28 protein-coding genes, 1 tRNA gene and 1 pseudogene are annotated in these 25,800 nt (G+C 60.0%); 13 read left to right on the forward strand and 17 right to left on the reverse strand.

Features of this window, described 5'->3' with window-relative positions; translation table 11 throughout:
* Window positions 1-158 precede the first annotated feature (158 nt).
* From B2M20_RS10295 to B2M20_RS10340, 10 genes and pseudogenes are all read right to left on the reverse strand, one after another.
* Window positions 159-338: pseudogene (locus tag B2M20_RS10295) on the reverse strand (HGGxSTG domain-containing protein); the annotation flags it as partial.
* Complete coding sequence (locus tag B2M20_RS10300; protein ID WP_079446936.1) at window positions 274-957, reverse strand: hypothetical protein; 684 nt, start codon at window positions 955-957, stop codon at window positions 274-276. The pseudogene B2M20_RS10295 and the gene B2M20_RS10300, both read right to left, overlap by 65 nt.
* Window positions 954-1,457 (reverse strand): hypothetical protein, encoded by a 504-nt coding sequence (locus tag B2M20_RS10305; protein ID WP_079446937.1) that lies wholly within the window; start codon window positions 1,455-1,457, stop codon window positions 954-956. The genes B2M20_RS10300 and B2M20_RS10305 overlap by 4 nt, the downstream gene beginning before the upstream one ends.
* A complete protein-coding gene (locus tag B2M20_RS10310; RefSeq protein ID WP_079446938.1) occupies window positions 1,454-3,397 on the reverse strand; it encodes a hypothetical protein in 1,944 nt (647 codons plus the stop codon). Before B2M20_RS10310 ends, B2M20_RS10305 begins: the two co-directional genes overlap by 4 nt.
* The gene (locus B2M20_RS10315) at window positions 3,394-4,287 is read right to left on the reverse strand and encodes a DUF7146 domain-containing protein (RefSeq protein WP_079446939.1); all 894 of its coding nucleotides are present in this window, start codon (window positions 4,285-4,287) and stop codon (window positions 3,394-3,396) included. The genes B2M20_RS10310 and B2M20_RS10315 overlap by 4 nt, the downstream gene beginning before the upstream one ends.
* Window positions 4,277-4,519 carry a hypothetical protein gene (locus B2M20_RS10320; RefSeq protein WP_079446940.1) on the reverse strand — a complete coding sequence of 81 codons (243 nt, stop codon included), beginning with the start codon at window positions 4,517-4,519 and terminating at the stop codon, window positions 4,277-4,279. The genes B2M20_RS10315 and B2M20_RS10320 overlap by 11 nt, the downstream gene beginning before the upstream one ends.
* Before the next feature lie 144 nt (window positions 4,520-4,663).
* The gene (locus B2M20_RS10325) at window positions 4,664-4,885 is read right to left on the reverse strand and encodes a hypothetical protein (RefSeq protein WP_079446941.1); all 222 of its coding nucleotides are present in this window, start codon (window positions 4,883-4,885) and stop codon (window positions 4,664-4,666) included.
* Window positions 4,878-5,147 carry a DUF5659 domain-containing protein gene (locus B2M20_RS10330; protein WP_079446942.1) on the reverse strand — a complete coding sequence of 90 codons (270 nt, stop codon included), beginning with the start codon at window positions 5,145-5,147 and terminating at the stop codon, window positions 4,878-4,880. Before B2M20_RS10330 ends, B2M20_RS10325 begins: the two co-directional genes overlap by 8 nt.
* Window positions 5,148-5,172: 25 nt before the next feature.
* The gene (locus B2M20_RS10335) at window positions 5,173-5,925 is read right to left on the reverse strand and encodes an ImmA/IrrE family metallo-endopeptidase (protein ID WP_244553485.1); all 753 of its coding nucleotides are present in this window, start codon (window positions 5,923-5,925) and stop codon (window positions 5,173-5,175) included.
* A 75-nt stretch (window positions 5,926-6,000) separates the two neighbouring features.
* On the reverse strand, window positions 6,001-6,348 hold the full coding sequence (locus tag B2M20_RS10340; RefSeq protein WP_079446944.1) for a helix-turn-helix domain-containing protein: 348 nt from the start codon (window positions 6,346-6,348) through the stop codon (window positions 6,001-6,003).
* A 1,159-nt stretch (window positions 6,349-7,507) separates the two neighbouring features.
* Between B2M20_RS10340 and B2M20_RS10345 the strand changes: the two genes are divergently transcribed.
* A complete protein-coding gene (locus B2M20_RS10345; RefSeq protein WP_079446945.1) occupies window positions 7,508-7,870 on the forward strand; it encodes a SpoIIAA family protein in 363 nt (120 codons plus the stop codon).
* A gap of 668 nt (window positions 7,871-8,538) precedes the next feature.
* Here the strand turns inward: B2M20_RS10345 and B2M20_RS19530 are convergent.
* On the reverse strand, window positions 8,539-8,712 hold the full coding sequence (locus B2M20_RS19530; RefSeq protein WP_158081527.1) for a hypothetical protein: 174 nt from the start codon (window positions 8,710-8,712) through the stop codon (window positions 8,539-8,541).
* Between the two features lie 1,089 nt (window positions 8,713-9,801).
* On the opposite strand from B2M20_RS19530, the gene B2M20_RS19090 reads away from it, so the two are divergent.
* Entirely contained in the window at window positions 9,802-10,080 is a 279-nt protein-coding gene (locus B2M20_RS19090; protein WP_139372880.1) for a hypothetical protein, read from the forward strand.
* 193 nt (window positions 10,081-10,273) lie between these two features.
* On the opposite strand, the gene B2M20_RS10350 is transcribed toward B2M20_RS19090, so the two are convergent.
* Both B2M20_RS10350 and B2M20_RS10355 read right to left on the reverse strand, forming a co-directional pair.
* Window positions 10,274-10,780 (reverse strand): hypothetical protein, encoded by a 507-nt coding sequence (locus B2M20_RS10350; protein ID WP_079446946.1) that lies wholly within the window; start codon window positions 10,778-10,780, stop codon window positions 10,274-10,276.
* A 4-nt stretch (window positions 10,781-10,784) separates the two neighbouring features.
* Complete coding sequence (locus B2M20_RS10355; protein ID WP_079446947.1) at window positions 10,785-11,237, reverse strand: TspO/MBR family protein; 453 nt, start codon at window positions 11,235-11,237, stop codon at window positions 10,785-10,787.
* 311 nt (window positions 11,238-11,548) lie between these two features.
* On the opposite strand from B2M20_RS10355, the gene B2M20_RS10360 reads away from it, so the two are divergent.
* The 3 genes from B2M20_RS10360 (at window position 11,549) to B2M20_RS10370 (ending at window position 12,526) form a co-directional block, all read left to right on the forward strand.
* Window positions 11,549-11,791, forward strand: a complete 243-nt coding sequence (locus tag B2M20_RS10360; RefSeq protein WP_079446948.1) for a hypothetical protein — start codon at window positions 11,549-11,551, stop codon at window positions 11,789-11,791.
* Between the two features lie 256 nt (window positions 11,792-12,047).
* Window positions 12,048-12,218, forward strand: a complete 171-nt coding sequence (locus B2M20_RS10365; RefSeq protein ID WP_244553486.1) for a hypothetical protein — start codon at window positions 12,048-12,050, stop codon at window positions 12,216-12,218.
* 95 nt (window positions 12,219-12,313) lie between these two features.
* Window positions 12,314-12,526, forward strand: a complete 213-nt coding sequence (locus B2M20_RS10370) for a hypothetical protein (protein WP_139372881.1) — start codon at window positions 12,314-12,316, stop codon at window positions 12,524-12,526.
* Window positions 12,527-12,598: 72 nt separating this feature from the next.
* Here B2M20_RS10370 and B2M20_RS19770 read toward each other — a convergent pair whose 3' ends face one another.
* Window positions 12,599-12,775, reverse strand: coding sequence for a hypothetical protein (locus B2M20_RS19770; protein ID WP_173815977.1), 177 nt, complete (start codon window positions 12,773-12,775; stop codon window positions 12,599-12,601).
* A 317-nt stretch (window positions 12,776-13,092) separates the two neighbouring features.
* Here B2M20_RS19770 and B2M20_RS10375 point away from each other — a divergent pair, with 317 nt between their 5' ends.
* Window positions 13,093-13,323, forward strand: a complete 231-nt coding sequence (locus B2M20_RS10375; protein WP_079447043.1) for a hypothetical protein — start codon at window positions 13,093-13,095, stop codon at window positions 13,321-13,323.
* 40 nt (window positions 13,324-13,363) lie between these two features.
* Here the strand turns inward: B2M20_RS10375 and glmU are convergent, their stop codons facing one another.
* A complete protein-coding gene (glmU, locus tag B2M20_RS10380; RefSeq protein ID WP_079447044.1) occupies window positions 13,364-14,722 on the reverse strand; it encodes a bifunctional UDP-N-acetylglucosamine diphosphorylase/glucosamine-1-phosphate N-acetyltransferase GlmU in 1,359 nt (452 codons plus the stop codon).
* A gap of 144 nt (window positions 14,723-14,866) precedes the next feature.
* Between glmU and B2M20_RS10385 the strand changes: the two genes are divergently transcribed.
* Together B2M20_RS10385 and B2M20_RS10390 are read left to right on the forward strand one after the other, a co-directional pair.
* The gene (locus B2M20_RS10385) at window positions 14,867-16,216 is read left to right on the forward strand and encodes an SPOR domain-containing protein (RefSeq protein WP_079446950.1); all 1,350 of its coding nucleotides are present in this window, start codon (window positions 14,867-14,869) and stop codon (window positions 16,214-16,216) included.
* Window positions 16,217-16,278: 62 nt separating this feature from the next.
* Window positions 16,279-16,659 (forward strand): hypothetical protein, encoded by a 381-nt coding sequence (locus B2M20_RS10390; protein ID WP_079447045.1) that lies wholly within the window; start codon window positions 16,279-16,281, stop codon window positions 16,657-16,659.
* Here the strand turns inward: B2M20_RS10390 and B2M20_RS10395 are convergent.
* Window positions 16,619-18,244 (reverse strand): glycoside hydrolase family 17 protein, encoded by a 1,626-nt coding sequence (locus B2M20_RS10395; RefSeq protein ID WP_173815982.1) that lies wholly within the window; start codon window positions 18,242-18,244, stop codon window positions 16,619-16,621. The genes B2M20_RS10390 and B2M20_RS10395 overlap by 41 nt on opposite strands.
* 244 nt (window positions 18,245-18,488) lie before the next feature.
* On the opposite strand from B2M20_RS10395, the gene B2M20_RS10400 reads away from it, so the two are divergent.
* The 5 genes from B2M20_RS10400 (at window position 18,489) to B2M20_RS10425 (ending at window position 24,473) form a co-directional block, all read left to right on the forward strand.
* On the forward strand, window positions 18,489-19,055 hold the full coding sequence (locus B2M20_RS10400) for a beta-1-3, beta-1-6-glucan biosynthesis protein (RefSeq protein WP_079446951.1): 567 nt from the start codon (window positions 18,489-18,491) through the stop codon (window positions 19,053-19,055).
* A 185-nt stretch (window positions 19,056-19,240) separates the two neighbouring features.
* The gene (locus B2M20_RS10405; protein WP_079446952.1) at window positions 19,241-21,907 is read left to right on the forward strand and encodes a glycosyltransferase; all 2,667 of its coding nucleotides are present in this window, start codon (window positions 19,241-19,243) and stop codon (window positions 21,905-21,907) included.
* Window positions 21,908-22,055: 148 nt separating this feature from the next.
* Window positions 22,056-22,131: transfer RNA gene (locus tag B2M20_RS10410), tRNA-Lys, on the forward strand.
* Between the two features lie 333 nt (window positions 22,132-22,464).
* Window positions 22,465-23,145, forward strand: coding sequence for an outer membrane protein (locus tag B2M20_RS10415; RefSeq protein ID WP_079446953.1), 681 nt, complete (start codon window positions 22,465-22,467; stop codon window positions 23,143-23,145).
* A gap of 1,127 nt (window positions 23,146-24,272) precedes the next feature.
* Window positions 24,273-24,473 (forward strand): twin transmembrane helix small protein, encoded by a 201-nt coding sequence (locus tag B2M20_RS10425; protein WP_079446955.1) that lies wholly within the window; start codon window positions 24,273-24,275, stop codon window positions 24,471-24,473.
* A 174-nt stretch (window positions 24,474-24,647) separates the two neighbouring features.
* Here the strand turns inward: B2M20_RS10425 and B2M20_RS10430 are convergent, their stop codons facing one another.
* Window positions 24,648-25,793 carry a PcfJ domain-containing protein gene (locus tag B2M20_RS10430; protein ID WP_079446956.1) on the reverse strand — a complete coding sequence of 382 codons (1,146 nt, stop codon included), beginning with the start codon at window positions 25,791-25,793 and terminating at the stop codon, window positions 24,648-24,650.
* Window positions 25,794-25,800: the final 7 nt, after the last annotated feature.

A 25,800-nucleotide genomic window follows, 5' to 3' on the forward strand; every position in this document is an offset into this window, starting at 1 on the left:
ATGCGAACCGTTTGCACCCAAGTGCGAACCTGAGAACCCAAGGTGCGAACCGGGTTCGCAGGTCTGCCGCTGGCGAAAGCCCGCGCTGCCGCCGCCCGCATACGCCAAGCGCCGGGAAGAACCTAACCGGGCGCGCCTGAAAGAAAAGCCGTCCCGGTTCATTCCTCGCCGTCCACCTGTTCGACCAGGCCCTTCATGTCGCGCACAAGCGCCATCAGGTCCCGCCGCTCGGCGATGGCCTCGGCGGTATAACGGCCATGCTTGAGGGCGTTTCTATTGCCCTTGGCCGCGCCCGGTGCCTTGCCGCCGTGCATCCGGCAGCGCCCGTTCGCCATCGCGGGCGACTGGCACGGCGTCCCGTTGCGGGTTCGGGCAAGGCAACGCGGGCTCAGGTGCATTGGCAATCTGCTTTGCATGGGGTTGTTCCTCGATTTTGCTGGCGTCCCCACCCCCCGGTTGACCGGGCGGGGTAGCAACCATGCCGACCACCGCCTGGCCGCCCGCATGGACGTGGACGTGTTCGACCGTGACCTTCTGCTGGCCTTTGCCGCGATGGCGGTTGAGGGCTTCGAGCAGCGCCGCATAGGTGCGCGACAGCTTGTTGGCTTGCGCGAGGTTCTCGCGCCGGCCCTCGAAGGTCTGTTCGCCGATCATGGCGCGGCGGTAGCATTCCATCGCGGCGTTGTGCGCGGCGACCAGTTGCGCCGCCATCATGCCTTCCAACTCGTCCTTTGGCGCGATGCCGATCAGCGCGGCGACCGTGGCGCTCAACTGCTTGTCGCGTTCATCCTGGCTTGAGTTCTTCATCCACAAGGCTTGCACCGCCTGATTGGCGAGCGTGTTGTTCCAGTGGTCCGATTGCGATCCGCCGATGTTTTTCAGCCGGCCCTTGCAATCGTCGGGATCGTCGGCGACCACAGTTTTCGGCGCGTCGGCGGCGGGCTTCCTCGTGCTCATTGCGATGTCCTCACAGAGATTCCAAAGCTTGAAAGGGCGGCAACGCCTTCGGCCTTCCGGCCCGCGTGCCATGCGTCCCAGCAACGCGAATGCAGCCAGGCATGGCCGGTCGGTTCGGTCCCGAAGGGCAGCAGCCCGTCGTGGGCGTGGTCGCTTCCACCGCACCCGAGGCAGCGGCCGGGCGGCGAGCGCATCGGATTGCGGTTGAGCCATTCGGCGACGCAGCAGGCGAAGGCACGGACCTGGGCGGACGCGCGTGGCAGCCCGCCATCGAACTCGGCGATTGCCGCCCGTTCGTCAAACAAAGCCCGCCAGTCCTCGCCCGACCAGCCGTCGCTGCCGGTGCGCAGCAGGGCGATCACGCCCTGCTTGTGACGCGAAAGCAGGTCCAGCACGGCCGCAGGCGGCGCGGCGTCGGCGTCCAGCGTCAGGGCATCGCCATCGACGCCGATCCGAACGCCCGCATCGCGCGCCGCCTTGAGGGCTTGGACGGCGCTCATAGCCTCGTCCTCCAACCTGCATTTTCCGGCGCGGATTGGCTCGGTCGGCTTGCGTCCGCACCGTCCGCATCGGCCTCGGCTTTGGATTTCAACAGGTTGGCGCGGACGGTTGCGTCGTTCTCGCCCCTTGAACCGTCCGCTGGATTGCCGACCGTCCGCAGGTGTCGGGTTTCGAAGCCGTTGCCAACATTGGCTTTCACCGGATCGACGGACGGTGCGGACGGTGCGGACGGTTGCGCGCCTCGGGATTCCGGCGTGGCAGTCATGATGCGTATCATCCGCGTTCGCGCCCGGCCTTCGCGCTCGAAACCGATGTCGATGCCGACCTTGCGCAGGAACGTCGCCGCCCGGCGCAACCGGCCCGCCAGCGCCCGAGGGCTATCGGGCCATGTCTTGGACTTGGCGACGCGCTCGCCCGCCATCTCGGCAAGGGCACCCAGAAGGTCCGAGGCGGTTCCCGTCCACTCCGTCCGCGCCTGCATCAAGGCCCGCACGGCGGCGGCGATCGGATCGGCGTCGATGACACCATCCACCGCCTCGTCGCGGTTGCCGCAATAGGCCGACCAGAATGTGCCCGAGGGCCAAAGCGCCGTTTCGCAAGCCGTCGCCCACAAGGCGAAATCCGCCATGCGCGGCAGCTTGTCGAGTTTTGTGCGCGGCAACTCGGCCAGGCCCTTCGCTACCGCATCGAGCAGCACGCCAAGCAGACGCGGGCGTTCGGCCTCGAAAGCGGCCCATAATTCCTGCTCGGGGCGGCGACGTTCCTCGGGGATCGGTTCCAGCGTGAGGAACACGGCGCGATCGGCAAGGTCGGGCCTTGTGACGATATCCTCGATCCCGTTCAGGATCACCGGGCGCGCCGCGTCGAACAGCACTTCATCCTGATCGGAATATAGCTGGCGCACCGCGAAGCCGCCGCCCGTCGCGAGGCGGCAAAGCGTGTCCGATATCCAGGCGGGCAGGCCCGACACATTGTCAAAGGCCAGCACATGGCCATTGCTCGCGGCAATGAACAGATCGCGGTCCTCGCGCGGCAAGGCCCGAAGCGGTGCGGTGTTCGGATCGAGCAGCGCCCGCAGGATCGCCGAGAAGGTCGATTTCGCCGATCCCTGCTCGCCGGACAGCACGATCACCGGATAGGGACCGCTATTGCGCAAGCAGGCGAGTGCCCAGGCGACCACCAGCACGAAATCGGCGTCGGTATGCACGTTAAGAAACGAGCGCAAGGTTTCGATCGAGCCACCACCGACCGGGTTCGGCATTGGCTTCATGCCGGACGCGCGCCGGAAACGAACAGGCGGATCGTCAACGATACGCCAGCCGGTGGCGTCGATCTCGATGGCGCGCCATGCCTCATCGCCAAGGTCGAGATAGAGCCGCCCGTCGAGCCCGCCGACGCGGATATGAACTTGCCGCTCGGGCGCATCAAAATGCGCCTTGGCCTCGATCACGTTCAGCGCCGATTGCAAGGCTTCCGAACTCGGCGCGCCGCCCGTATCCTCGAAGAAGCGCCGCGCGAGCCAGCGGCGGAAACCTTTGGCGCGGATCGGCCAGGTTTCGCGATGGCCGTTGATGTCGAGGTCGGCGAAGCCGGCGCCGTCCGCTGTGTGGAACAGTTCGGAGGTTTGGGCGAGGCCGATCAGGATATCGGCCTGCGTCGGCCCGCGCCCGCCCGTAACGCCGCTTTCTTCGGCGATGGCGTCATCGAGCGCCGTCACCCGGCACCCGGCTTTCTTCAGTTGCGCCCGCAGCGCCTCGAAGGCGGCGCGGTTGTCCGACTTGAGCGCGGCCAGCGCCTCCAGCGCCTCGGGCATGAAGGGCGCACCGGGATCGTTCACCGTCTTCTCGGCCAATCCCGCCAGCGGATCGGGAATTTCTTCGGCGTCGGCGATGGCGTCGGCGATCAACTGGTGGGATTCAAGAATGGCGTCGGAGTTCATCGCGCGCCCTCCGTAAGAGAGGGATTGTGGGCCTTGAGCAGATCGTTGAAATCCATGCCTTGCGGCGGGCGGGCGATCCGAACGCGCCGCCCTTCGCGCTTCCAGCGCCGCGCGCAATGCTGCGCCGCCGCTTCGCCGGGTTCATCGCCATCGGCGAGCACGATCACGTCGCGAACGTCGCGCGGCAGATCAAGCGACCGAAGGCCCGAGGTTGAAAGCGCGGCCCATGCCGGTTTGCCGCTGGCTTGGATTGCGGCAAGGCAGGTCTCGATCCCTTCGCCGACCATCAGAACATCGTCGGGTTCGCAGAGGCGCACAACGCCACCGCGACAAGGCCCGAGCATCATTTTCGGCGGATCGACCGGCGCCTTGCCGCCGCCGTCGCGTGCGAGAAAGGTGCGGTGAACGGCGATTGGCGATCCGGTGGCGCCATGTGTCACGAGCGCCACCATCGCGGGCCAGACGCCCCCCGAGGGATGTTTCAGGCCGGCATGGAAACGCAGAGCGGACGAAGCCGGAAGGTCGAGCCCACGCGAATGCAGGTAAGTTGCGACGGGCGTTCCCTCGGCCGCGTGCGATGCCTGCCAGATTGCCAGCGCCGCCGCGCTGCGCTTAAGGGCGTCGGCGTCAGGCTCGTCAGCGGGCCGGCGCCGAGGATCGCGAGTGATGCCGGAAACCCGCCCTTTCGTTTGCCACAGGCCGCGCTCCTGAAGGGCGGCGATCAGATCACGCTGGTCGCAGCCGGCATGGCAGCGCACCAGCACCTTGCCGTCGTTGCCGGCATTGATCGAAAGGCTCGGGTTCCGATCCTCATGCACCGGGCAGCGGGCCATCCATGTTGCGCCCGCGCGGTGCCCGCCGAGCGCCTTGGCGATGGTTTCAGCGGTCATGGCGCACCTCGCCATCGTTCGGCTTGGCGGGCGCAGCGGCGTCATTGGCGGCGGCAAGCCTTTCGGCGCGCGACCATTCGGCGAGCACGCCGAAGAAGCCGGTGACATTGTGCATGATCTGGCGGGCGTCCTCGTCCGTGAGGTCGCGCCCAGTGCGCGGTTGCCAGATCTGCCGGGTTCGGGCGATCTGCTTGCCCGCGTCATTGTCGTTTGCAGCATCGAGACGTTTCATCGACGACCTCACGTGCGGTTCCGCCGCTCCGTGCTCCTGGCCTCCGGTCTCGGATTCCCACCGATGACGTTGTGCCCAAAGGGATTTGCATCTTCTGGCGTCCCCGTCTCAGGGATCGTCGGTCGTTCTACGATTTGCGCCGCTTCAGCGCGGCACCTCGTTCTCGGGGATCGTGAACTTGTGGCTCTTGCCCGCCCGGATCACGAGCTGGCGCTTGCCGCCGTTGGCGACCTCGCAGGCGATCGAATAGTCGAAGAAGCCGTGCTTCAAGCCATCGACGACAAGCCCTTCGAGCCAGTCGAGGGCTTCGCGGACCTGGCCGCTCCTGGCGCCCTGGAACTGCGAGTTGGTTTCGGGTTCAGCCATTGTGCAGCAATCCCTTCATGTCCTTGATGGTGGAGGCGAAGGCCAGCGGCCGAACGCTGGTCGCGTCGCCATAGAAGGCCATCACGTCGGCGCGCCGTGTGGCGCGATCCCGAAATACGAACACCTTGCGCCGGCCCTCGTTGCGCAGGTTCACAAGCGCGTAGCCGATGCAACGCAGGAAGCAGGCGAGATAGAAATCGCGCGTCTCGAATGCGGCGTCTGCCCGGTTCGGCTGCTCGCGGATCGCTCGTTCAGTTGACACTTGACGATCTCCTCAAAAAAAGGGTTCACGAGCCATCGGACAGAAGCCGCTGAAGCGGCACCGTGCGGTGCAACAGCCCGAGCTTTTCGAGCCGGATGCGCATGGCGATCGGCGAAACAAGGAACTTCTCGGCGAAGGGCTTGGCGAAGCTTTCCAGCGCCTTATCGTCGCTTTCGGTGAAGGCAGCGCCGGGAATGCGGCTTTCGAAGCGCGCGATCTCGACGAAGGGATGGTCGATCGATTCGGACGGCTGAAGCACCCGCTGCTTGCGATCGGGGAATGCTTCGTCCCAAGCGGCGAAGACCAGCTTGCGCGGCATCCGCACGCAAGAGGCATAGAGGTCGGCCTGCAATTCGATCCGCGCCTTGGCCTGGCTGGTCCGGCAGATGACGCTAGGCGGTGCCGCGTCGTCGAGCAGCGAACCTTGCGCCGGGTCCTTGCCAAACAGCCCGCGATGCAGGCGCCAGTGGCCGACCTCATGGGCGGCCGTATAGCGATAGCGCCCTTCCTTGGCCGGGTTCTCGTCCGGGTCGAGGCTTTCGTCGATCACGATCCGCTTCTGCTCGAAGAAGATGGCGCCGAGGATATCGGGATCGAAGCCGATGCCCGAACGCGGCACGCCGAACAGCCGGTGCGTGTCGTCGAACTCGATCCCGATCTTCAGGTGCTTTTCGATGATGTCGTCGATCGCGATGGGCGCCTCGATCGTGACGCCGCGTGCATGGGCATATTCGGCGAGAAGCGCCTGCGCGTCCTTTTCGATCGCCTCGTCGGGCACATAGGAAACGAACTTGGTCATTGATCGCCGATCCTCATCTGCATCTTCGAAAACCGTCATCGCCCTATCAGGCGCTCACTTGTCCTTGGCCTTCTGCGCGTTGCGGGCCAGCCGGGCGATATCTTCCGTGTTCAATCCCTTCGTGGTCCGCAGCAGCGCCGCCAGTTCCACCGGATGGCGCTTGATGATGTCCGACAGGTCGCTCGCCACGCGGCCGCCCCGCGCCAGCAACTCGTCCACGTCACAGCCGATGATCTGGGCAATCGCCTTGACCTTGTCCTCGGCCGGTGGCGCGAACTCGTCCCGCTCCACCTTCGACAGATAGGTCGGGCTCACCCCGATCATCTTCGCCATTTCGCGCAAGCCGATGTCCTTGGCTTCACGCGCGCGGCGGACGAACTCGCCGAACCTCTCCCCTGACATGCCGGTTTCTCCCGTCCCGTGTTTATGAACCACTTTACACTCGATTCGCGCCGATTCGTCAACTGATACCTAAACACTTTTGGTGGATGGCGCTTCAGGCGGCGAGCCGAAGCTCGCGAACGTCCTCAAGAACGCGCCGGAAATCAGCGCTTGGGGCGAGGCACATTGTTCTATAAGCGTTCAGAAACGGGAGCCATTTTTCAGCGAAAAGTAGCTGATTTTGTTGTTCTTTTCAAAAGATCAAAACAGCCTTCCCCGCCATCTCTCCCCGCTTTTGGAAGTAGCCCGCCACGTTTCCGAGGCAAGCCTTCGCGCGTGACTCGTACTACGCCAGCACCTCGCACCAGCGCAGTACCTTCCCACCTGTCAGCGACGCAGCCCGCTTCTTTCGGACGGCGCCGATGCCTTCCCCAAGGTTGGTGACGACGCTCCAACACCGCCCTCTTGGACGTCACCCATGCCCCAGCCGAGACTGTGTTCATCGTCGACGTCAGGTTCGGCGTCCTCGCCGGGTTCGCGGCCACAGTGCTCGTCTTCTAGCCGATTATTACCGAAGCAAGAGCGGCATCAGCCTGACCGTGATGAAGAGAGCCGGCTATGATACACTTAAACGGCTCTTAGCCAGAGGCTACGTGGCCAGTGTGGATCAAGATCCAAGGCCCCAATGCCTGTCTGTAAAATCACCCCTGAAGGCGAAACGGCATGGCTTGCAGTTGCCGACCGCGAAGGAATTGATTTTTAGTTGTGGCTCGACTCTTTGTTCTCGGATGTAAAAATGCAAAGCGACACCGACACAATCAAATGTCCCGAATGCGGCATCGAAGCCCACGTTGAGGGCAGCGGATCGGAAAAGTCCTTCTCGTTTTCACAAGAGGAGATGGCGCTAAAATGCAAACACAGCGGCGGCGCTATCTGCCCTAACATTCGGCAAGTGCTGGATCGGCTTAGATTCGATGTTGCGTTAGATACTAGACCTTCTCGTCCTTAGATGGCGCAGGTGCCTCGAAGCATGATCAACGAAGATCCCGAGATTGAGAATCGTCACTCAGCGGCATCGTGGCTCGCGAGCGAAACTCACTTCCGTTTGACCTAGATCAAGGCCAATCGTCGCCTCATGTCCCAAATCCGGGGCTAGCCGGAGGAAACAGGAAAACGTCCAGTGATCGGGTTCGAGCTTCTCAGCGATGCTGGCGTGCTGGTTGTGGAGCCGAAAGGCGCACTTTCGGCTGAAGATTTCCGTGAAATTTCCGGAGAGATAGACCCCTATATCCGCGAGAAAGGCAAGCTGACTGGATTGCTAATTGAGGCAGCATCCTTTCCCGGATGGGACAGTTTCGGCGCGCTTATTGAGCATTTTAGATTCGTACACGACCACCACCGCAACATTGATCGCGTTGCCATTGTTACGGACGATGCCTTTTTGAAAATCGCCCCCACGATAGCACAACACTTTGCACATCCTGAGATTAGGGTCTTCGCCAGTGGAGAGAGGGTAAAGGCCCTCGAATGGTTACAAACCTAGCCCCGTAACTTCATCTGTTATCGCAATCTACCTATGTTTGCGACGCTATATTTGGCGAGAAGCCGCCGCCGATCTGTAACCCGGAAGGTAAGAAGGGGCGCAATTGGGAAAGCGGAAACTGGCGAAGGATCCGGTAAAAGCAAAAAGACCCAGCCGCTGGTTAAGGCAGCCGGGTCAGTCCAGAGGAGAAACAGGGCCCAGGGCGGGCCCGTAGCGTAAGCATTATTCAAGCATCACTTTCAGGCGCATTATTTGATCTAGCGCAATGCGGCAGTCACATCGTCGTCAACCCCACCTCCAGTATCAAACCCCGGGGAACAACTTTGCTTCGGCTGTATTGAATCACAGGAACGGGTTGACCCACAGCTTCATGATCCCCGAACCCGAATTGGCCCGCCGCGTCTTCTCACCACTGGCGGGCCTTTTTGCAGGCCCAACTCAGTCTCAGCGTTCCCGCTTAGATCCTCAGCGCCGGCATGAGCTGCAACCGGCCAGCGCGTGGCTGCCGTCGTCTGACGGGGTTTTGTATCGGCTGCCCTTAGCCAGCCGCATAGACAGGCGAGGACTGGTGCGTGCAAAAACGAGCGGCGTGGATGACCGCGGCAACACACAAATAAGCAACCGGAAAACCATATCGCCCGGTCGATCCATTAGTCGGCCAAACAGATTCAGCTTGTTCCGGTCGCCTGGGATCCTGCGTCACCGGGACGAAGTTTTGCCGCCGCCTTAAGAGCCTCGATCCGCGCCGGACCGCTCGGCAGTTTGTGGGCTGCATCAATGGCCTGGATAGCTCGCGTTTCGCGCTCCAACACGTCGTCCGGAAATGGTTCCCGCTTTTTCATGATACCATTCCTCGAATTGCATCGGCTGGATAAACCACGCGGCCCAGAAACGTTCCGCCAGCCACGCCGGCGCCGAGCGCCTATATGGCCCGCGCCCTAAATGGAAGGACGTCGAACAGCGATTGTTAGATGACAGCTGTCGTCAGCAGCGGACGGAGCGTCGCTCGACGATGCTTTTAGATTAATAGCCGTGGGGCTTTCATCGGTAAGCCATACTTAGGGTGAAAACCAGAAAGACCGCGACTAGACCTCCAGCAACGAGAACCCGATTAAGTAACATGACTTTGGGCCTCCTAAGATTAGGATCGCACCCTTTAGATACATACTTGAACGCCATTCACGACTTCGAGGGACTGATTATTTGCCTGGCGGTCGCCGTCCAAATTGATTCAGATCAACCGATGCGCCATTCGCAATGCTCCGGGCTTCATCCGAGGTCAGGTGATTATGGGCGAAACGAACGCCTTGAAGATCGTTTCGGCAAGGCACGTAAGCGACCAGCACACCTTTCGCACATCACTGACGACGAAAGGCCTGCACCCTTCCTGTGTACGCTCCAATGCCGTGGGAAACGCAGTTTGGGCGGCTTGACCAAAGAGAACAAAATGAGAACTATGTCCTAGACAGTCAAGCCGGAAAAAGCGAGCGGAGCGCTTTTCCCGAGCGAAGCATCTGATGTGACAGCAGCGGAATTTTCTGAAAAACGAAACCCGTGTTCGAGCGGCCACGGCAGCTATGCTGATTGCTCAAATGCAATTGGGACATCGGCCGCCGACGCCGCCCTCCTCTTCACCATCGCTCCCGCCTAACCGCGACGAGCCGGAAACCTGCCGCTCTAGTCGCCAAGCCCAAGTCGATCGACGTGGGCATGATGGGCTCACCGGCTTTTTCGCCAACGCGCGCTGCATCTGGCGCGTGTCGTCCGAGGTCAAATAGAACCTGTTGTTAAGCGTCTAACATTAATCTTTTCTCCGTTATCTGCCGCCACTGCGGGTCTATTCACCGCGCTTACAGGGACTTTGATTGGTTCTTTGTTTACCTGCGGACGGCGCAGAGGCAGGTCTGCTGCAGGGCTGAGGGCATCCGAAAATGAGACAGTTTTTCTTAAGTGCGATTGCGCTGATTATCAGCGCAACGCTCGCGCATTCACAGGAATTTTCAGTTGCACAGACCGACGATGTCGATGCCATGCCTTGTTCTATCTTTCTGGACGACTCATCTTTCATCTCACTGAAAGAGGGTGCGTCCTTAAGCTTCTCTGTACAACCGACCAACAACGCTGAACTATTCAACAGGCTTGCTGAACGAATGAGCCGATGCAGATCCGGAATCGCAGATGTGGCCGCACGAGCCGAAGCTGCTCAGTAACGTTCCTCGACATCCATTCTTGTCGATCGCGTCCGTCACCTGGACCATGTTCGGCGTGGCGCGTGTCAAGGCAATACACATTGCCAAGATGGACAAGGAATAAAATCCAGCCCGGGAGCCATTTTTCAGACCAGCGCGTTCCCTTCGAACCAGCCGACATAAAGCCGGTTGCGCAGGACCGTGTGGATGCCTTCTAGATTTTCCGGCTGTCATAGGCCCAATGCAAGAGCGCCTGCCGTTGGCGTGGCCGGCACATGGGATCGCCCGGCTCGCGATGCTTCCTGACTTGAGAGACATGCCGCCGCATCGCCTTCCAGCGGCCGATCTGGCGCGCGTCCTCGTCCGGCATGCGCCGTCCAATGTAATAGCGGCAATACCACTGAAACCAACCACGCGGGTCGTCGGGATGAATCCAGCCTTTCCTTCGCCAGACCGAAAGCGGCTGACTGGCATCGACGCCGAAATAATTGAGCGAACAATCGCGGCCCGAGGGTGAAAGCTTGGCCCGCGCGAACCAGTTCGCGGGAAACTCGTCCCGGCAATCGGTCAGATATTTGCCGCAAAACACGCCGAGTTCGAGCATCTGCTTCGGCGTGAGTTCGGGCCGGAAGGCAGGATCGAAATTACGGCCGGACGGTGCCATCAACCGATAGCGATAGCCGCTCTGCATCCGATCGTTGACGGTGATGACCCGGCCCATTCGGTCAGTTCAGCGCAAAAAGCGAAGCGTTGAGGAGCGAGGCGAAGGCAACCCACGCGGCATAGGGCACGAACAGCCATGCCGCAACCCGATCCAGCCGCCATGCCGTGGCGATAAAGGCGAAAATGGCGGCGAGCAGCAAAAGGATTATGACGAGCGCGATCCCGATCTGGTGAGCAGCGAAGAAGACCGGAGACCATATGAAATTCAAAGCGAGCTGTCCCCACCAAAGCCGCATCGGCCACCCACAAGCATCGGCGTGCCATACGCGCCAGCCGGCGATCGCGATGAGGATGTAGAGGACGGTCCAGACCGGCGCGAACAGCCAATTGGGTGGATTGAATGACGGCTTGGCAAGGCCAGCATACCATGCGCCCGGCATGGTCAGAAAGCCGATAACCAAACCGCCACCGACCACGAGAACGAGGAACAAAATCAGCCGAAGGGCACGGTTCATCTAGAATTTCCGTTACTCACCGTCCGACGAGTCTTACTGGTGAGTGATAGTTTCGTGAGCCCACTTATCATCGGCTTTGGCGTTCCGGCATCGGACACCAAACACCGCCATGAAACTCTGCCAGTACACGAGACCTCGGGAAAGTTATGATGTGCCATTCGATAGGCGTGACCCGTCGGAGCTTTCGTCGCATAACTCACGTCTTACAACGCCGTCGCCTTCATGCACGAAAAACTTCAGTCCTTTACACGTTCCGTTGGCGGGCATGAGATTTCAACCTTGTTCTTCAGCACATAGCATAGGAGATTTAAATGGCAGAAGAAAACCTTGAGAACGAAGCTGAAAGTTCTGCAATCGCAGCATTCACGCTGGCTCAGTTCGCGTTCTGGGGTCTTATCGAGAGCGGAATTATCTCAACTGAGAAGGCGTCGGATATGCTGGAACAAGGAATAGCAGCGCATTCCAAAGGAGATTTGACCAACCGGAAGGCGGCGCAAATGCTGCAAACCATCCTCGACATGGTGCAGCGAGATAAAAGGTCACCGGTAAACTAGGTCACCCCCGCGTCAAGCGGATGCGGATGCGCACATTCTTCGCAATGGGTCGAAACTCTGGTTCCGACTACATTGAGTGAGCGTCTTTTTGATCGAACATGATCCTGCCCAAAAAGCCGGTTTCCATTGGGATCATGATCTAGATAGAGCACCGTTTGTCGCGCAGCACCTAACAACATTTATCAAGATGTCCATGTCATCAAACATCGAACCGCTTGCCCGAGCGATGGCTGAACGAATCTGCCGGTCTCACCAGATGACTGAATCGGAAATTCAGGGGTGGGTGGACCGCCACTGGGAGATCGCAGCCGCAATGCTGGAGTCCGGCGCCATGGACGAAAGGGGCGAATGGCAACCCGGGCAGGATTGGCGACGCGGACTGGAAGCATACCGCGAGCGACTGGCTGCGAAGCATGAGATCCGATAAAATCTCGCTTCCACCCCTCTCGACTCCTCACGCAAGAAAAGGGCATGATCGGGATCTGGGCGCCTTTTCCCTTCGTCCTATCCGAGGGTCTCCCGATGGACGTATTGAATTTCCCCGATCAACTGAGCATCGTTACGGTAAAGGCTTCACGCCCTTTGATCCGGCCTGATGGTCGCTACGCGATAGAACTGGCGACGACCGAACTTGGCTCCATCGCGTTCGAGGTAGATGAGCAAGCACTTTTCGCCTTGCGTCAGGCTATAGGTGAGATCGAGACGGAAATGAAACGGAGGCCCGGAAGGGCCTGATTCAACCACCCGAGGCTGTTACCCTCGTGGAGCATACGGTTCATCAATTCCCGGATCCTCACCTAACAAATATCAGGCCTTCCAGATCTTTTCGGCTTGCAGCGGCAGTTCCTGCTGCCAGACATTGCTCGTATGGGTCGCCCCATGATCGTTTTTCTGAACAGCCGCGATCAGCGCGTTGAGGCCTAGCAATGTTGCGACGATGAGAATGACTGCCAACACAATTTTAATCTTCATTTCGCTGTTCATGTCGTTTTTTCCTCTCTAACAACCGGAAACCGTGCGCCAAATGGAAATGAGCGCACATGCGTTGAATGTGCGGTGAGGTAGGCTGATTTTGGGATCGCTGTCGATAAGCGGGGCACCGGAGCAGGCATTCCAGACATTATGCTGTTTTCCGACGCTTCGCGACGGATTTTATCGCCGCACACCAATCGTCCAGGCTTTGAGCATTCCGCCCTGCGCCCCCTCCCATGGCGAGTCGGCCACCATTCGATTTTGCGGCCTTCTTTAACGAACGCGCAATATTTATGCAGAAAGATTCCATGATAGAGGAGCCATGGAACGTGAGCGACACACGCGATTTCAAGAGCACCGGACTGCATCGCTTTTCCCGAGCATCCACCCGCTCGCTTGCGCAAACGTCATCCCGCCTTGCCCATTGGCCACCGCCTTTCCGCAGCACGGCCGCAAAGCCGAAGATCGTCCGGCATACCCCGGATGAGAAGCCACAGCGGGCGAAGCCGCGCGGCTGGCGCCTCACGCGGGCTATATTCTCCGAATTCGAAGACGAGTGAATCTTCGGTTCTCCGGGGCCTGCTCGCCGTGGCTCCTTCTTCAACCGCTCTTTGGCTTTTTGGCGAGCAGCTTCATCTCGCGAAATCTCTTTGCCCAGCCCTCGCGCAGGCTTTGCTGGCCGCGGCCGACCGCAAGCGCGTTGTCAGGCACGTTTTTGGTGATGACCGAACCCGATCCCACATAAGCTCCGGCGCCGATCTTAAGCGGCGCGACCAGGGACGAATTGGAGCCGACGAAGGCGCCCTCGCCGATCTCGGTGCGGTGCTTGTTAAAGCCGTCATAGTTGCAGGTAATGGTTCCCGCACCGATGTTCGCGTTGGCCCCGACACAGGCATCGCCGATATAAGTCAAGTGGTTGACCTTGGCTCCGGCTTCGAGAACGGCGGCCTTGGTCTCGACGAAATTCCCGATCCGCGCGCCCTCGCCCAGCGACGTTCCCGGCCGCAGCCGGGCGTAGGGACCGACAGAAGCGTTCCTGCCGATTGACGCCTGCACCAAGTGCGAGAATGCGTGAATAGCCGCGCCGTCGGCGATAGTCACGCCTTGCCCAATGACTACGTAGGGTTCGATGGTCACGTCCTTGCCGAATGAGGTGTCAGCGGAAAGAAAGACCGTCTCGGGAGCCACCATCGTCACTCCAGCGTCGAGCGCCGCCGTGCGCAATCGTGTCTGCATGACCTGTTCGGCCTCGGCCAATTGAGCCTTGGTGTTGATGCCGCGCACTTCGTTCTCGCTGGTTTCGATCACCGCCGCCGTCAGACCAAGCTCGCCGACGATGCCGACGGCGTCGGTGAGATAGTATTCGCCCTTGCTGTTGGTGTTGCCGATCTTTTCAATGATTTGCAGCGCTGTCTTGCCGTCGAACGCCATGACGCCAGCGTTGCAAAGCGTAACGCGGCGTTCGTCATGGCTGGCATCCGCTTCCTCGCGGATCGCCGTAAGCCGGCCATCGGTCACGATCAGCCGACCGTACCCCGTAGGATTGCGGGCATGAAAGCCAAGCACGGCCAGCGACGCACCGGCCTGTAACGGCGCTCGCATGCGGGTGAACGTATCGGCCGAGATCAGCGGCGTGTCGCCGAACGCGATCAGCAGATCGTCGGCGCCGCGGATGATAGCCTCCTTCGCCGCAAGGACAGCGTGTGCTGTTCCCAGGCGCTGGTCCTGGACGAACGCCATGACATCGGGCCGCACCCGCCTCGCTTCATCGGCCACAGCCTCATGGCCAGGGCCAACAACAACCGCCAGCAACGTTCCCGGTCCGCCCGGCGCGGCCGCCAACACATGCGACAACAGCGTCTGCCCCCCGACCGAATGCAGCACTTTAGGCAGCGAGGAGCGCATCCGTGTCCCCTCACCCGCTGCAAGCACGATGGTCAGACAACTCCGGCCGTTCATTCGAATCCTCGTGGTTAGCGCATCAAACGTCGCCGTCATTAAGCTTTTTTTGTCGAAAGTGAAAACCGCCAACCTCCCTGAGATCGAGCAGGTTTCCTGTTAACATCCGGACATGATTCGGAGCGGGGGCCCGGCGTCATCGTTATGGCGAAGAATCAGAATGGTTTAGCCGAAGGCGTGCAGACCACCGAAAGCGGTGGCTGGCCGGGCGGCTTTCTTGCCGAAGAGGAAGGATTCGACCGCCGCGCTTTATTGCGGCTCGGATTCTGGGGCGTCGGGTCAGTCGGGGCCGTAATCGTCGCTCTCCTGGCTTACAATTCCGGTGCCGGTATCCGGCCCCACCAAGTCGTCGCCACCGATCTCGCAAAGCAATCGTCGCATTTGGAGATTGCGGAAGCGGCCAAGAAGGAAATAAGACGACTTTCGTCCGCTATCGACACATTGAACGGTGATCGCGACCGGCTGTTTGCCCGTATCGCCGCGCTCGAACAGGGATTCGAATCCGTCACCGGCTCCATTAGCCGGAACGCGGCGCGAGGAACCGACGCCGTAACGATTACGGCCTCCATGCCGCCGGCTATTGAGCCCGATCCAGCCAGAAAACCGGACTCATCGGGTTTAGACGCATCGACAACCAGAAATGCTTCTACGGATGCGCCTCTCTCTGCACCGGTTGCTTCCACCACCGCGGCGGCGGTGAAGCTCCTGGTCGCCACCCCCTCCCCCGCGGATGCTTCATCGAGGTCCGCAAACATTCAGCAAGCACCCTCTCCCACCGCAGGTTCGCGGTCCACGCCGACCACGCCTGAAACGGAGAAGTCCGGGGCAGTCGCGACACCCATCACGCCTGAAGCCGCAGCACAGCCAGCCTCGACCGCACATGATCCGACCGCAACATTGCCTCACGGACAAGACCAAGCAGCAACCCGTGGGACCGAATCCGAACCCGCGCGAAACCTTCATCATAAGGAAGCGCAAATCGTAGCTGCCTCCATTCCTACGATCGCAGATGCCGTGCAGCCACCTTCCTATCCTAGCCCCGTTCCGGCGCCGCGCACCGATTTCGGCGTCAATCTCGGAAGCGCGAGTTCGATCAAAGGTTTGCGAGCGCTTTGGCAAGGCCTTCTGAAATTAGAGGCAAAAGAACTGACTCCGCTGCATCCGATCATCGTGCTGAAGGAAACCAATAACGGGAGCGGCACGCAGATGCGTCTGGTCGCCGGGCCGCTGGCCGACGCGGCAGCCGCGGCGAGGATTTGCGCTGTGCTATCCGAGAACGGCAGAACCTGCGATACCGCCGTTTTCGACGGCCAGCGCCTTCTCGAAGACAGCAAAGACAATGATATTGCCCTCGCAACAAAAAGGCCGAAGGCAGCGCACGCGTCGCGACATCGGTATAGCCGGAAGTCGACAAGCGTCGAAGCACCGGCTCCACCCCCGCCCTTGCCCCTGCCGCCAAAGCCGTCGACATTCGGTTCTTCCGTTTCACACTGATGCATCCGGCAAGGGCCGGATTTCGGGTTGTGGGGTCCACAGATCCGGATCATATTCACGCGATGAAAAAAGATCCGTTCCGACTGACGCCTTATCAGGTGCAATGGCTGCTGATCGTGGGCTTCTTGAGCGTCGGTTACGCGCTCTATCTTCGTTATCTTGCGATCGAGCTGTCTACGGTATCACTGGCTTGCGACGCCGGCCTGCAAACCATGCTGTGCAGGGGCCGGAGCGTCGCAACGTATCTGTTTCGCAACCATGTCTTCGGCATTACGGCGCTGGTCGTCGCAGTGCTGCACGTGATCCGGCCGTCGATCGTGCTGTTGACCGCGGGGCTCGTCGCCGCCGGCGTCGGAATCGTACTCTATAATGTCGGCCTTTCGGGTCTTGCAATCGGCCTGCTTATTCTGGGGTTTGCGCGGCCCGCGCCCGCCACAGCGTAATCCCAAGCACGGCGTATATCAGACAGGTCCAAAGCGACTGCCAGTTCTTCGGACCTTCGTTAAATCCGACATAAACCGCAGCAATCATCAGTAGACCGGCAAAAACCGATTCCGCGACGGGTCGAACGCCGACGAGCGGACGATTGAGCCATGCCAACGCCCAGAACGGCACCACGGCCATTGCCAGCGCAGCGAAGGGAAAATCCCGGTACCGTGGATCGAAGACGAAGCCAAGCGCCGTCTCCGCCGCGATCAAGGTGGTTACGAGCAGCGTAATTCCCAGCATCACCGTCAGCACCGAGCCGGTGCGGCCCGGGCGGGGACCGATCAATTCGACGAACGTCGGCAGCGCGCGTCCCGACATCAGGGCGTTCGCACCCAGCAACGGAGAGACGACTCCCGCCGCCAGCAGCAGACCCCAGCGCAGCGAGTTGCCTAGTCCGTAACTCTCTTGACACAGCTTGTCTGCGGCAACTCCGAGCAGGATTCCCGCCGAGGTCGCCGAGACCGCGACCGCGATCCAGGACATCCACCGCGGTTTCCAAGGCTTCCGCCGCAACGTCAACATGGCGACCGCGAAAACAAGGACACACAATCCCATTCCCGTGGCCATCTGGATCTTCCAGAGTGGGAAATTGCGGACGGGTTCGCCGGCTGGATATTTCAGCATACGCCGGGTGGCCTCGATCAAGCCCCAGTTGCCGCCGACCGTGCCCTCAAGCTGGCGTTTCCATGGCTGGTCGTAGGCCTCGATCAGGTTGACGCGAAATTTTTCGCGCTGCGCCATGTCGAGAATTTCGGACACCACACGCGCCTGATTGGCCCGAGAGGGCAGCGCGCCCTCCCGCATCCGGCCGGCGCTCGGCCATCCGGTTTCGCCGATCAGGATTTCCTTGGCGGGAAAGGCCGCGGCGACTTGCTTTCGAATGGCGCCGATATGCGCGGCTGCGTTACGCGCGCGAATCGGAAAATCCTCCCAGTAGGGCAGGATGTGGATGGTAACGAAATCGACAGCGTCATAGACCTCGCGGTTGCGCAACCAGTATTCCCAGACATCCGCATAGGTTACCGGCACCGTCACCTGTGACTTCACCAGCCGGATGTTCGCTGTCAGATCGGAGGCCGTCATTTCCCCGCGCAGCAGAACCTCGTTGCCGACCACGATCGCGGTGATGACGTCGGGATACTCCTTCGCAAGACGGATCGCGATGTTGATTTGGGCGAGATTCTTCAGCCGGTTATTGCCGAGCCAGATGCCCTGGATGACCTTGAGGTCAACCTTCTTGGCAAGAGCGGGCAGCCGGTCGAGGCCGTTTTCGATCGAGTAGGTCCTGACGCACTTCGAGATCTTGGCCAATTGGGCAAGATCTTCAGCAATCTGCTCAGGCGCAATCTCAGTTGTGGCGACCAGTGGGGTCTGCTGACCCCGGAACGGTGCATAGGATACGCATTCCAGTTTCGCTGCCGGGTCGATCGGAGCCCGCGCAAGCTGGATCGGCGCGGCGAGCCACCACCACACTGCCGCGATCAAACCTAGCGAAATGATGAGAAGCGCCAGTGGCGTACGAAATGAAATCGGCCCTATCCTCCGCAAGAGTCGTCCGATTAGCTTGTCGGGGCCTTTCTGCCAAGAGGAGCGCCTTCCGACCACAATCATTCAGGCCACGTGTTACCCCGATGCAGTCAAGCCGCTCGTCTGCTGGACAAAATCCAAAATCTCCGTCATTTGGGAATCCTGATGGAGCGACCGGGGCGCCTCGCCGCATTGGGGACCAATTTGCCCGTCATCTGATTGCGCGGTTGCGGCGGGCAAGAGTCGGGGGACTTTCATGCGTCGAATGCTATTTGGGTTTGAGAAAGCGTTGTTGCGCGGTTTTGCCGTTTCCGGCTTCGCCTTGCTGTTCAGCATCGGCGGAGCGATCGCGCAAAGCGGCGATCTTCGAGCCCAGGATCAAAACAAGCCAGCCGCGGGGAGCGCGACAAATGGAGCCGACGGCGCCAAAGACAGTCAGCGCAAAACCGACGAATTCGTCGAAGCCGCGCGCGTCATTGATGGTCCGGCGGGAAATCCGGAATGCGTCTGGCTCGGCCGCCGCGTGGTTCTTCTAATGTGGCGCGATGACCTGGATACGGCCTTCCGTCATCTCGATCTCTACGATCGCTTCGGATGTCCGGGTGGTCACGTCCAGGCGGCATTCCGTTGTCTGGTCCGGTTCGGACCTATTGACCCCAAAGCGCCAGATGCGCTGAGCGGCCGCGTTCATACCTGCTGGATCAATCCGGATGCACAACCGTCCGAGCCTGGCGCTGAGGCTTCTTCCCCGGCAGCTAATCCCGCGCCCGCGACTCCCCCTCCGCCGAAGCCGGCTCCAGCTCCCGCCGCGCCGAAGAAATAATTGCCGCTGCGACCGCCAAGAACGATACTGGATTTTCGAGGCTAAAGCGCGGAACCGCCCTCAAAACGCCACGGCGTCATACCAGTTGTAAAATTATGTCGCAGAATTATGTCTGCTGATGTGTCGGTCGGGCCTAGGGGCAGGTCCGCGTTTCTGGCAGGCACGCCCCTCATGGTTTAGTCGCGATGCGCGCCGTCGTCGCCGTTCTACTACTTGTGACCGCTGCACATGCTGCACTCTGGGGAGTTCTTCAGGACAGGCAGCCGGCTCCTGACTTCAAGGGTGTTCTGAGCAGCGTCTCCTACGCGCCCTTCGAAGGCACCGCTCATCCGGACGTCGATAATATCCCTACCGGCGAGAAAATCCGGTCCGACATGAAGGCGCTGGCGCCCCTGACCCGCGCGATCCGCCTGTATTCGTCGACCGGCGGCGTGGAGCTTGTGCCTCCCATTGCCAATGAATTCGGCCTCAAGGTCATGGTCGGCGCGTGGATCGATAAGTTTGTCGAGCGTAACGAGCGCGAGATGCTCGCCGCCATCGATCTCGCCAAACACAACGGTAACGTCAATGGCATCGTCGTCGGCAACGAAACGATCTATCGAGGTGACCAAAAGGTTTCAGATCTCATCAAGCTCATTCAGCGCGTAAAAGGTTCCGTAAATATACCGGTTACGACAGGTGAAATCTGGAACATCTGGCTCGAGCATCCTGAACTTGCATCGTCGGTCGACTTCATCGCCGCACACATCCTGCCCTATTGGGAAGGCTTTTCGAGCAAGCAGGCCGTTGATCAGGCTCTCATCATCTATCAAAAGCTGCGCGACGCCTTTCCCGGCAAACGGATCGTAATCGCCGAGTTCGGCTGGCCGAGCGCCGGATATAATCTCAAGAGCGCTGATCCTGGGCCGTTCCAGCAAGCGGCCACGCTTCGCAATTTTGTGGCCAAGGCCCAGTCGATCGGCATGGAGTACAACATTGTCGAAGCCATCGACCAGCCCTGGAAGTTTTTCGAAGGTGGCGTCGGCCCGTACTGGGGCATCCTCAACGCGGATCGCGAACCGAAATTTTCCTGGAGCGGCCCTGTCGTCAATGAAGCCTACTGGAAACTTGCCGGCATCGCACTTTTGATCGGCGTCCTGCTGTCCTTGCCCATTCTGCGGCTCGTCCGTCCCACCGTGATGCAGGCTGTGCTGCTGTCGGCAGCCGCCAACGGAGTCGGCGCCTGGGTTGCGACGGTTTTCGCCTACTGGACCGGCCATTACTTCGTTTTGGGCTCGGCTTTCGCACTAATGCTCGGGTTGATTTTGCTTGTACCGCTGATCCTGATCGCGATGGCCCGCATCGAGGAGATCGCGACAGTGGCATTCGGTGAGCGCCCGCGGCGGTTGATTACCAAGGAGGCGGTGGCCGTCCAGGCGGCCACCGACGCACCGCTGTCCAAAGTCTCGATTCACGTGCCCGCATATTTCGAGCCGCCCGAGATGCTTAAGCAGACGCTCGACGCAGTCTCGCGCCTCGACTATCCGAATTTCGAATGCGTCGTCATCATCAACAACACACCCGACCCAGCCTTCTGGCAACCCATCCAGGATCACTGCCGCGCGCTTGGTGAACGATTCAAGTTCATCAACGCCGAAAAGGTTGAGGGCTTCAAGGCGGGAGCGCTGCGCATCGCCATGGAGCGCACCGCCGCTGACGCCGAGATCATCGGCGTCATCGATGCCGACTATGTGGTGCAGTCCGACTGGTTGAAGGATCTGGTGCCGGCCTTCAACGATCCCAGCGTCGGTCTCGTTCAGGCGCCGCAGGATCACCGCGACGGTGACCGCTCGTTGATGCACTACGTCATGAACGGAGAATATGCCGGCTTCTTCGACATCGGCATGGTCCAGCGCAACGAAGCCAACGCGATCATCGTTCATGGCACGATGTGTCTGATCCGCCGTGCCGCGATGGACATGGCCGGCGGCTGGGCCGGAGACACGATTTGCGAGGATACTGACCTCGGGCTCGCGATTGCCCAGCATGGCTGGGTCACGCACTACACCAACACCCGTTACGGCTACGGCCTGCTCCCGGACACCTACGAAGCCTTCAAGAAGCAGCGGCATCGCTGGGCGTATGGCGGCTTCCAGATCGTCAAGAAGCACTGGCGTCGCTTTCTGCCGGGCGCGAGCCGCCTGTCGCAAGAACAGAAACGCGAATTTACCCTGGGCTGGCTCAACTGGCTGGGCGCTGAAAGCCTCGGCGTCGTGGTTGCGATCCTGAACCTGATCTGGGTGCCGATCGTCGCCTTCGCCGACATCGCCATCCCCGACAAGATCCTGACATTGCCAATCATTGCTGCGTTCGTTGTGTCTCTGCTCCATTTTCTGGCGCTGTACCGCCTTCGCGTGCCGATAAAAACTGCGCAGATGTTGGGAGCGATGGTAGCGGCCATGTCAGTGCAATGGACCGTATCGCGAGCGGTCGCACAGGGACTTATCACGGAGCACCTTGCCTTCGCCCGGACCTCGAAGGGTGGGCTGTCGCGGATGTCGATTGAGTTTCAAGCATTCTGGGAGGCGGTGATCGGCGTTCTCCTGTTGGTCGGGGCCGCGGTGCTGATCGCATCCAACCAGCACAAGGAAGTCACCGAAATCTACATCTTTGCAGGCGTGCTGATGCTCCAGAGCCTGCCGTTCCTGTCAGCGGTCGCCATTGCCATCCTTGAGACATCACGCATCAACCAGTTTTCATTCTGGCGCAATGCCCGTATCCGCAGCGCCGAATTGATCGGACTGCGGCCGGCGCCAATGCCGACAGGCGGGTCGTCGCCCGTCGGCTCCGAGATTCAGCGCGAAACAACCTGATCCGGCCGGCATCCGCCGTTTGCAGGCTGCTGAAAAGTTTTGTCTCTAAGACCTGGATTTAGATGGGTTAATTGTGTTGTGCATTATCCCGCGCAGGCACGGGCGCTATTGACCAGCGCGGACTGGCCCCCTACACAGCGCGACATGTGAGCGCGTAGCTCAGGTGGTAGAGCACGTGACTTTTAATCATGGGGTCGAGGGTTCGAGTCCCTCCGCGCTCACCAACCAAGCCCGCGATTCCACCGCTCATTTTCGGCAGCGGGAACGTTCTAAACCACCACCGCACGGCTAGGAAAACAATTCCGCTCAAGGCTGCCAACGACAAGATCCAAGCGCCTATTCTAAGATGGCGCGACTTGATCTGTGCCTGTTTGTCTAGGCTGGCAACTGTCCGGTCCAAGATCGAAGCCTTAGTCCCGCCCACGATGGCGCGGCTTTTTTTTGCAGCAGCGGGTCGTCAACAATTCAACCGTGTGTGGCAGACACGCTACAGCCGCACCCGAGCTCCTACCGTTATATTGAGCGGTATCGATCGATTACAGCTTTGAGGCTACCTCATGAAGAAGATTCTTCTAGCGACCGCAGCCGTGCTGATCAGCGCGTCGGCTGCGTCCGCCGCTGATTTAGCAGCTCATCCCTACACCAAAGCACCGCCCTTACCGCCCGCTCCGATCTATAATTGGACCGGCTTCTATATCGGCGGTCACATCGGCGGTGCCTTCGGTAACTCCTCGAACAGCATCTTCTTACCCGGTGCTGTCAACAACAACGACGGCGTGTTCATGGGCGGCGGCCAGATCGGCTATGACACGCAGTTCTCGCCGAACTGGGTCTTCGGTATCGAAGCCAATTACAGTTTCCTCGATACCAGCAGTACCTTCGCCAACCGTGGCCTCGGATCGGTCACCGGCCGAATCGGCTACACTTGGGGTCCGAATTTGCTGTACTTCAAGGGCGGCTACGGCTGGGCTGACTCTCGCTTTAGCAACGGCTTCGGCGGCAACGGCGGCCGTGACGGCTACACCCTTGGTGGCGGCTTCGAATACCTGTTCACCCAGAACTGGTCAGGCAAGGTCGAGTACCAGTACTACGATCTCGGCACTGTGAACTTCGTGGGCCCGGGCCCGCGTTTTGTTCGGGGCAACCTCCACAACGACCAGCACACCATCAAGATCGGTCTGAACTACCGCTTCAACTGGGGTGCTCCGATGGGCGCTCCGCTTGCCCCGGGATACTGATTACTCTCGAACCTCGCGGTTCTGAAAGCAAAAAGGGCCGGCATCAGGTGCCGGCCCTTTTTGCTTTGTCCGCGGAGGAAATTTGTTTGAGGCTGTCGTGGATGGCGTCTGAGGCCGCGTATCTTAGCCCTATGAGAACCCAAGGCCGAACGGGTACTATACTAGTAAATCACCTCGCATCCGATCCGAGAATGAGCCGAATTATCGTCTGCTCCGTCATCCTATCCGCCTTCGTTTTCGGGCTGGGCCATTTCATGACCAGCCTTTCGAGTCTAGGGACTTAGGCCCGTTCCTTGTTCCGTGCGCCGTGGGCTGCACCATCATGTTTGTTCTCGCTTTCGCCTGGGATTGGTTCGAGCGTAGCCATGGGCCTCATCGCGGCTATCAACACCGCCTGATCACCAGTAACTGGAGCCGTAGCGGCATTCACCCGGCACTTGTCCAGATGAGGGATTGCAGCGTCTCTCGCCGGTTTAGCACCACTATAGACATTGGGGCGGACTCGCATACCGACCCGTGCCCAAGTCGCGTAATCGCCCCTACTGGAGGTGCGAGCCTCGAGACCGGCTAACGAGTGTAGCGATCGTAATATCGTTGAAGACTGTTCCGGGGCGTCTGAGAGCCTTTGGTCAAGATCACGCCCAGCGCGAAACCAATAATCCCTGCCGTTAGGAGAGCACTCCCCGGGCTTCTGGCGACGAGATCGGAGCCGTGATCGTAAGCGGCTGAGCCGGATTTCGTTAAGTTAGCAGCCAAGTCTCGCGTGGCGCGCTTGACCTGATCGGATGCATTTCGGAGTGCGCCTTCATTTTCCGCGTCGCCGCTAATATTCGCCATCAATCGCTCCCTTTGATCGCTCCGTTTGAAGCATCAACCGAGCGCGAGCGCGATAGTTCCGAGGCTTCGCTCCTTGGCGAGACGTTCGACGCGCCAGCGCCGCCGTTACGATTGGAGGTCAAGAGCGACGGCGATAATCCGCGCCAGCCTTGTCGCAATTCAGGCCTCCGCGTCGTATAAATCGTCGCCAAACTCGACTTCCTTTGACGGGGCGAGAAGGTTCCGGTTGCGGAACCCTTCCCTCTTGTACAGTTTATTAAATCGATCAAACAGCGTGAGACTTTACCGGCATGACAGAATTCCTAAGTCAAATTATGATCCCGATCGCGCTGGCTTCCGTCGCGGCCGTATTGGTGCTAGGCCTCGTAAACATGATGCGCGGCGGCAATCCGTGGCGCTCGCAATACCTGATGCAAACCCGGGTTGTACTGCAATTCATCGCGATCGTCTTAGTCATGCTGACGATCTGGTCGATGATGGGACAGCAGTAGATCGTACACGATCTCAGGAACCATCTGCCTCTCAGCGCATTGCCCGATCCGGGCGGTCCCTTGGCCGGGTACCGTCCGACTTCACTCGACCTGGCCCGCCTCCCTCACGCGTGGATGGCGGGCCTTTTGTCATTATTATTGGACCTGGGATTATTGAACCTGGGACAAAACTGCTCAACCGACCGTTGGGGCGGCTTGGTTCAGGCTGGAGATAAACGCCTGAATCACCTTCTCAACGTCTTGGGAGACCTCGGAATTGTATGGTCCCTTGATCTGAATAAGCTTGTAAGGCGAGCGTTTTCTTGCAGGCAGTTGAAGAAATTCGCCCGACGCAAGCAGGAAGCCTGATTTACTGACCTCGAACGTCGCAAGCCGCTGGCCGTCTCCGCGCACCGAGAAAATTCGGCTGAAGCCGCGTATGACATTTCCTGCGTAGCTCGCAACGCAATGATGCATTTCCGCGCCCTCGGCGTGAAGCGCCGCGCCTGACTGAAGCGCTACAATTTCGTACCCATCAATGATTCTCCTGCGCGGCAGGTCTCCATAGTCGATGACCTCGTTCCACCCGATCTTGTGGGTCAGAAGGTACGCCTTCTCGCTGCTGGCTTGCGCGAGCTCATCGTGCCACTCGAGCGCCGCTCGGTAAGCGCGTTCATAACTCCAGCGCCGATTGAACCGGCCGATATGAAATGCCGCATAATCCGCAACAGCGGACGCCTGATCCAGGGAACCACCAGCCGTGCTCGCCGTATGATCACCCATCGCGCACACTGCCCAGTCAAAGAGGGCCTTCGCACTCTGCTCACGACGACACATTGCCTCGGACCATTCCCCCAGCGCGCGCAACCAGTTGTGCTGCTTGCGGATCGCGGATGGAATTGCCTGCGCCAGTGGTGAGGGCGGGATATCGCACAAATTCTGAATGGTCTGATATTCGGTGGGACCAGCACGAAACGCTTGCCCTTTTAGCGCGCGTAAGGGCCGGATAAGTCCATAATACCTCAAGAGATCGCGCAATTTTGGGCGATCATGAACAATCGCTTGCCAGTCCTGCTGGATAAATTCTCGTTCGCTTGGGCGAAAACACTCCATGCCCTGCGCCGCCGCGACGACGAGGACCGGAGCTTGCCGCAGATAATCGATCGCGAAAGGTTCGGCCACGACCATGGTCACAGCCGCGATCGCCAATGGCCTGACCGCGAACATGTTCTCAGCTTCATGTGCACAGGCCTGAACCCAAGGTTCGTCCCGCAGCAGACCGTTCGCTGCGAATTCGGGAGCCAGCCACTGCAGCAGGCTCTTCTGTGCGTCATCCTTCATGCGAGGC

The organism is Nitrobacter vulgaris, from assembly GCF_002028545.1.
Classification (GTDB): domain Bacteria; phylum Pseudomonadota; class Alphaproteobacteria; order Rhizobiales; family Xanthobacteraceae; genus Nitrobacter; species Nitrobacter vulgaris.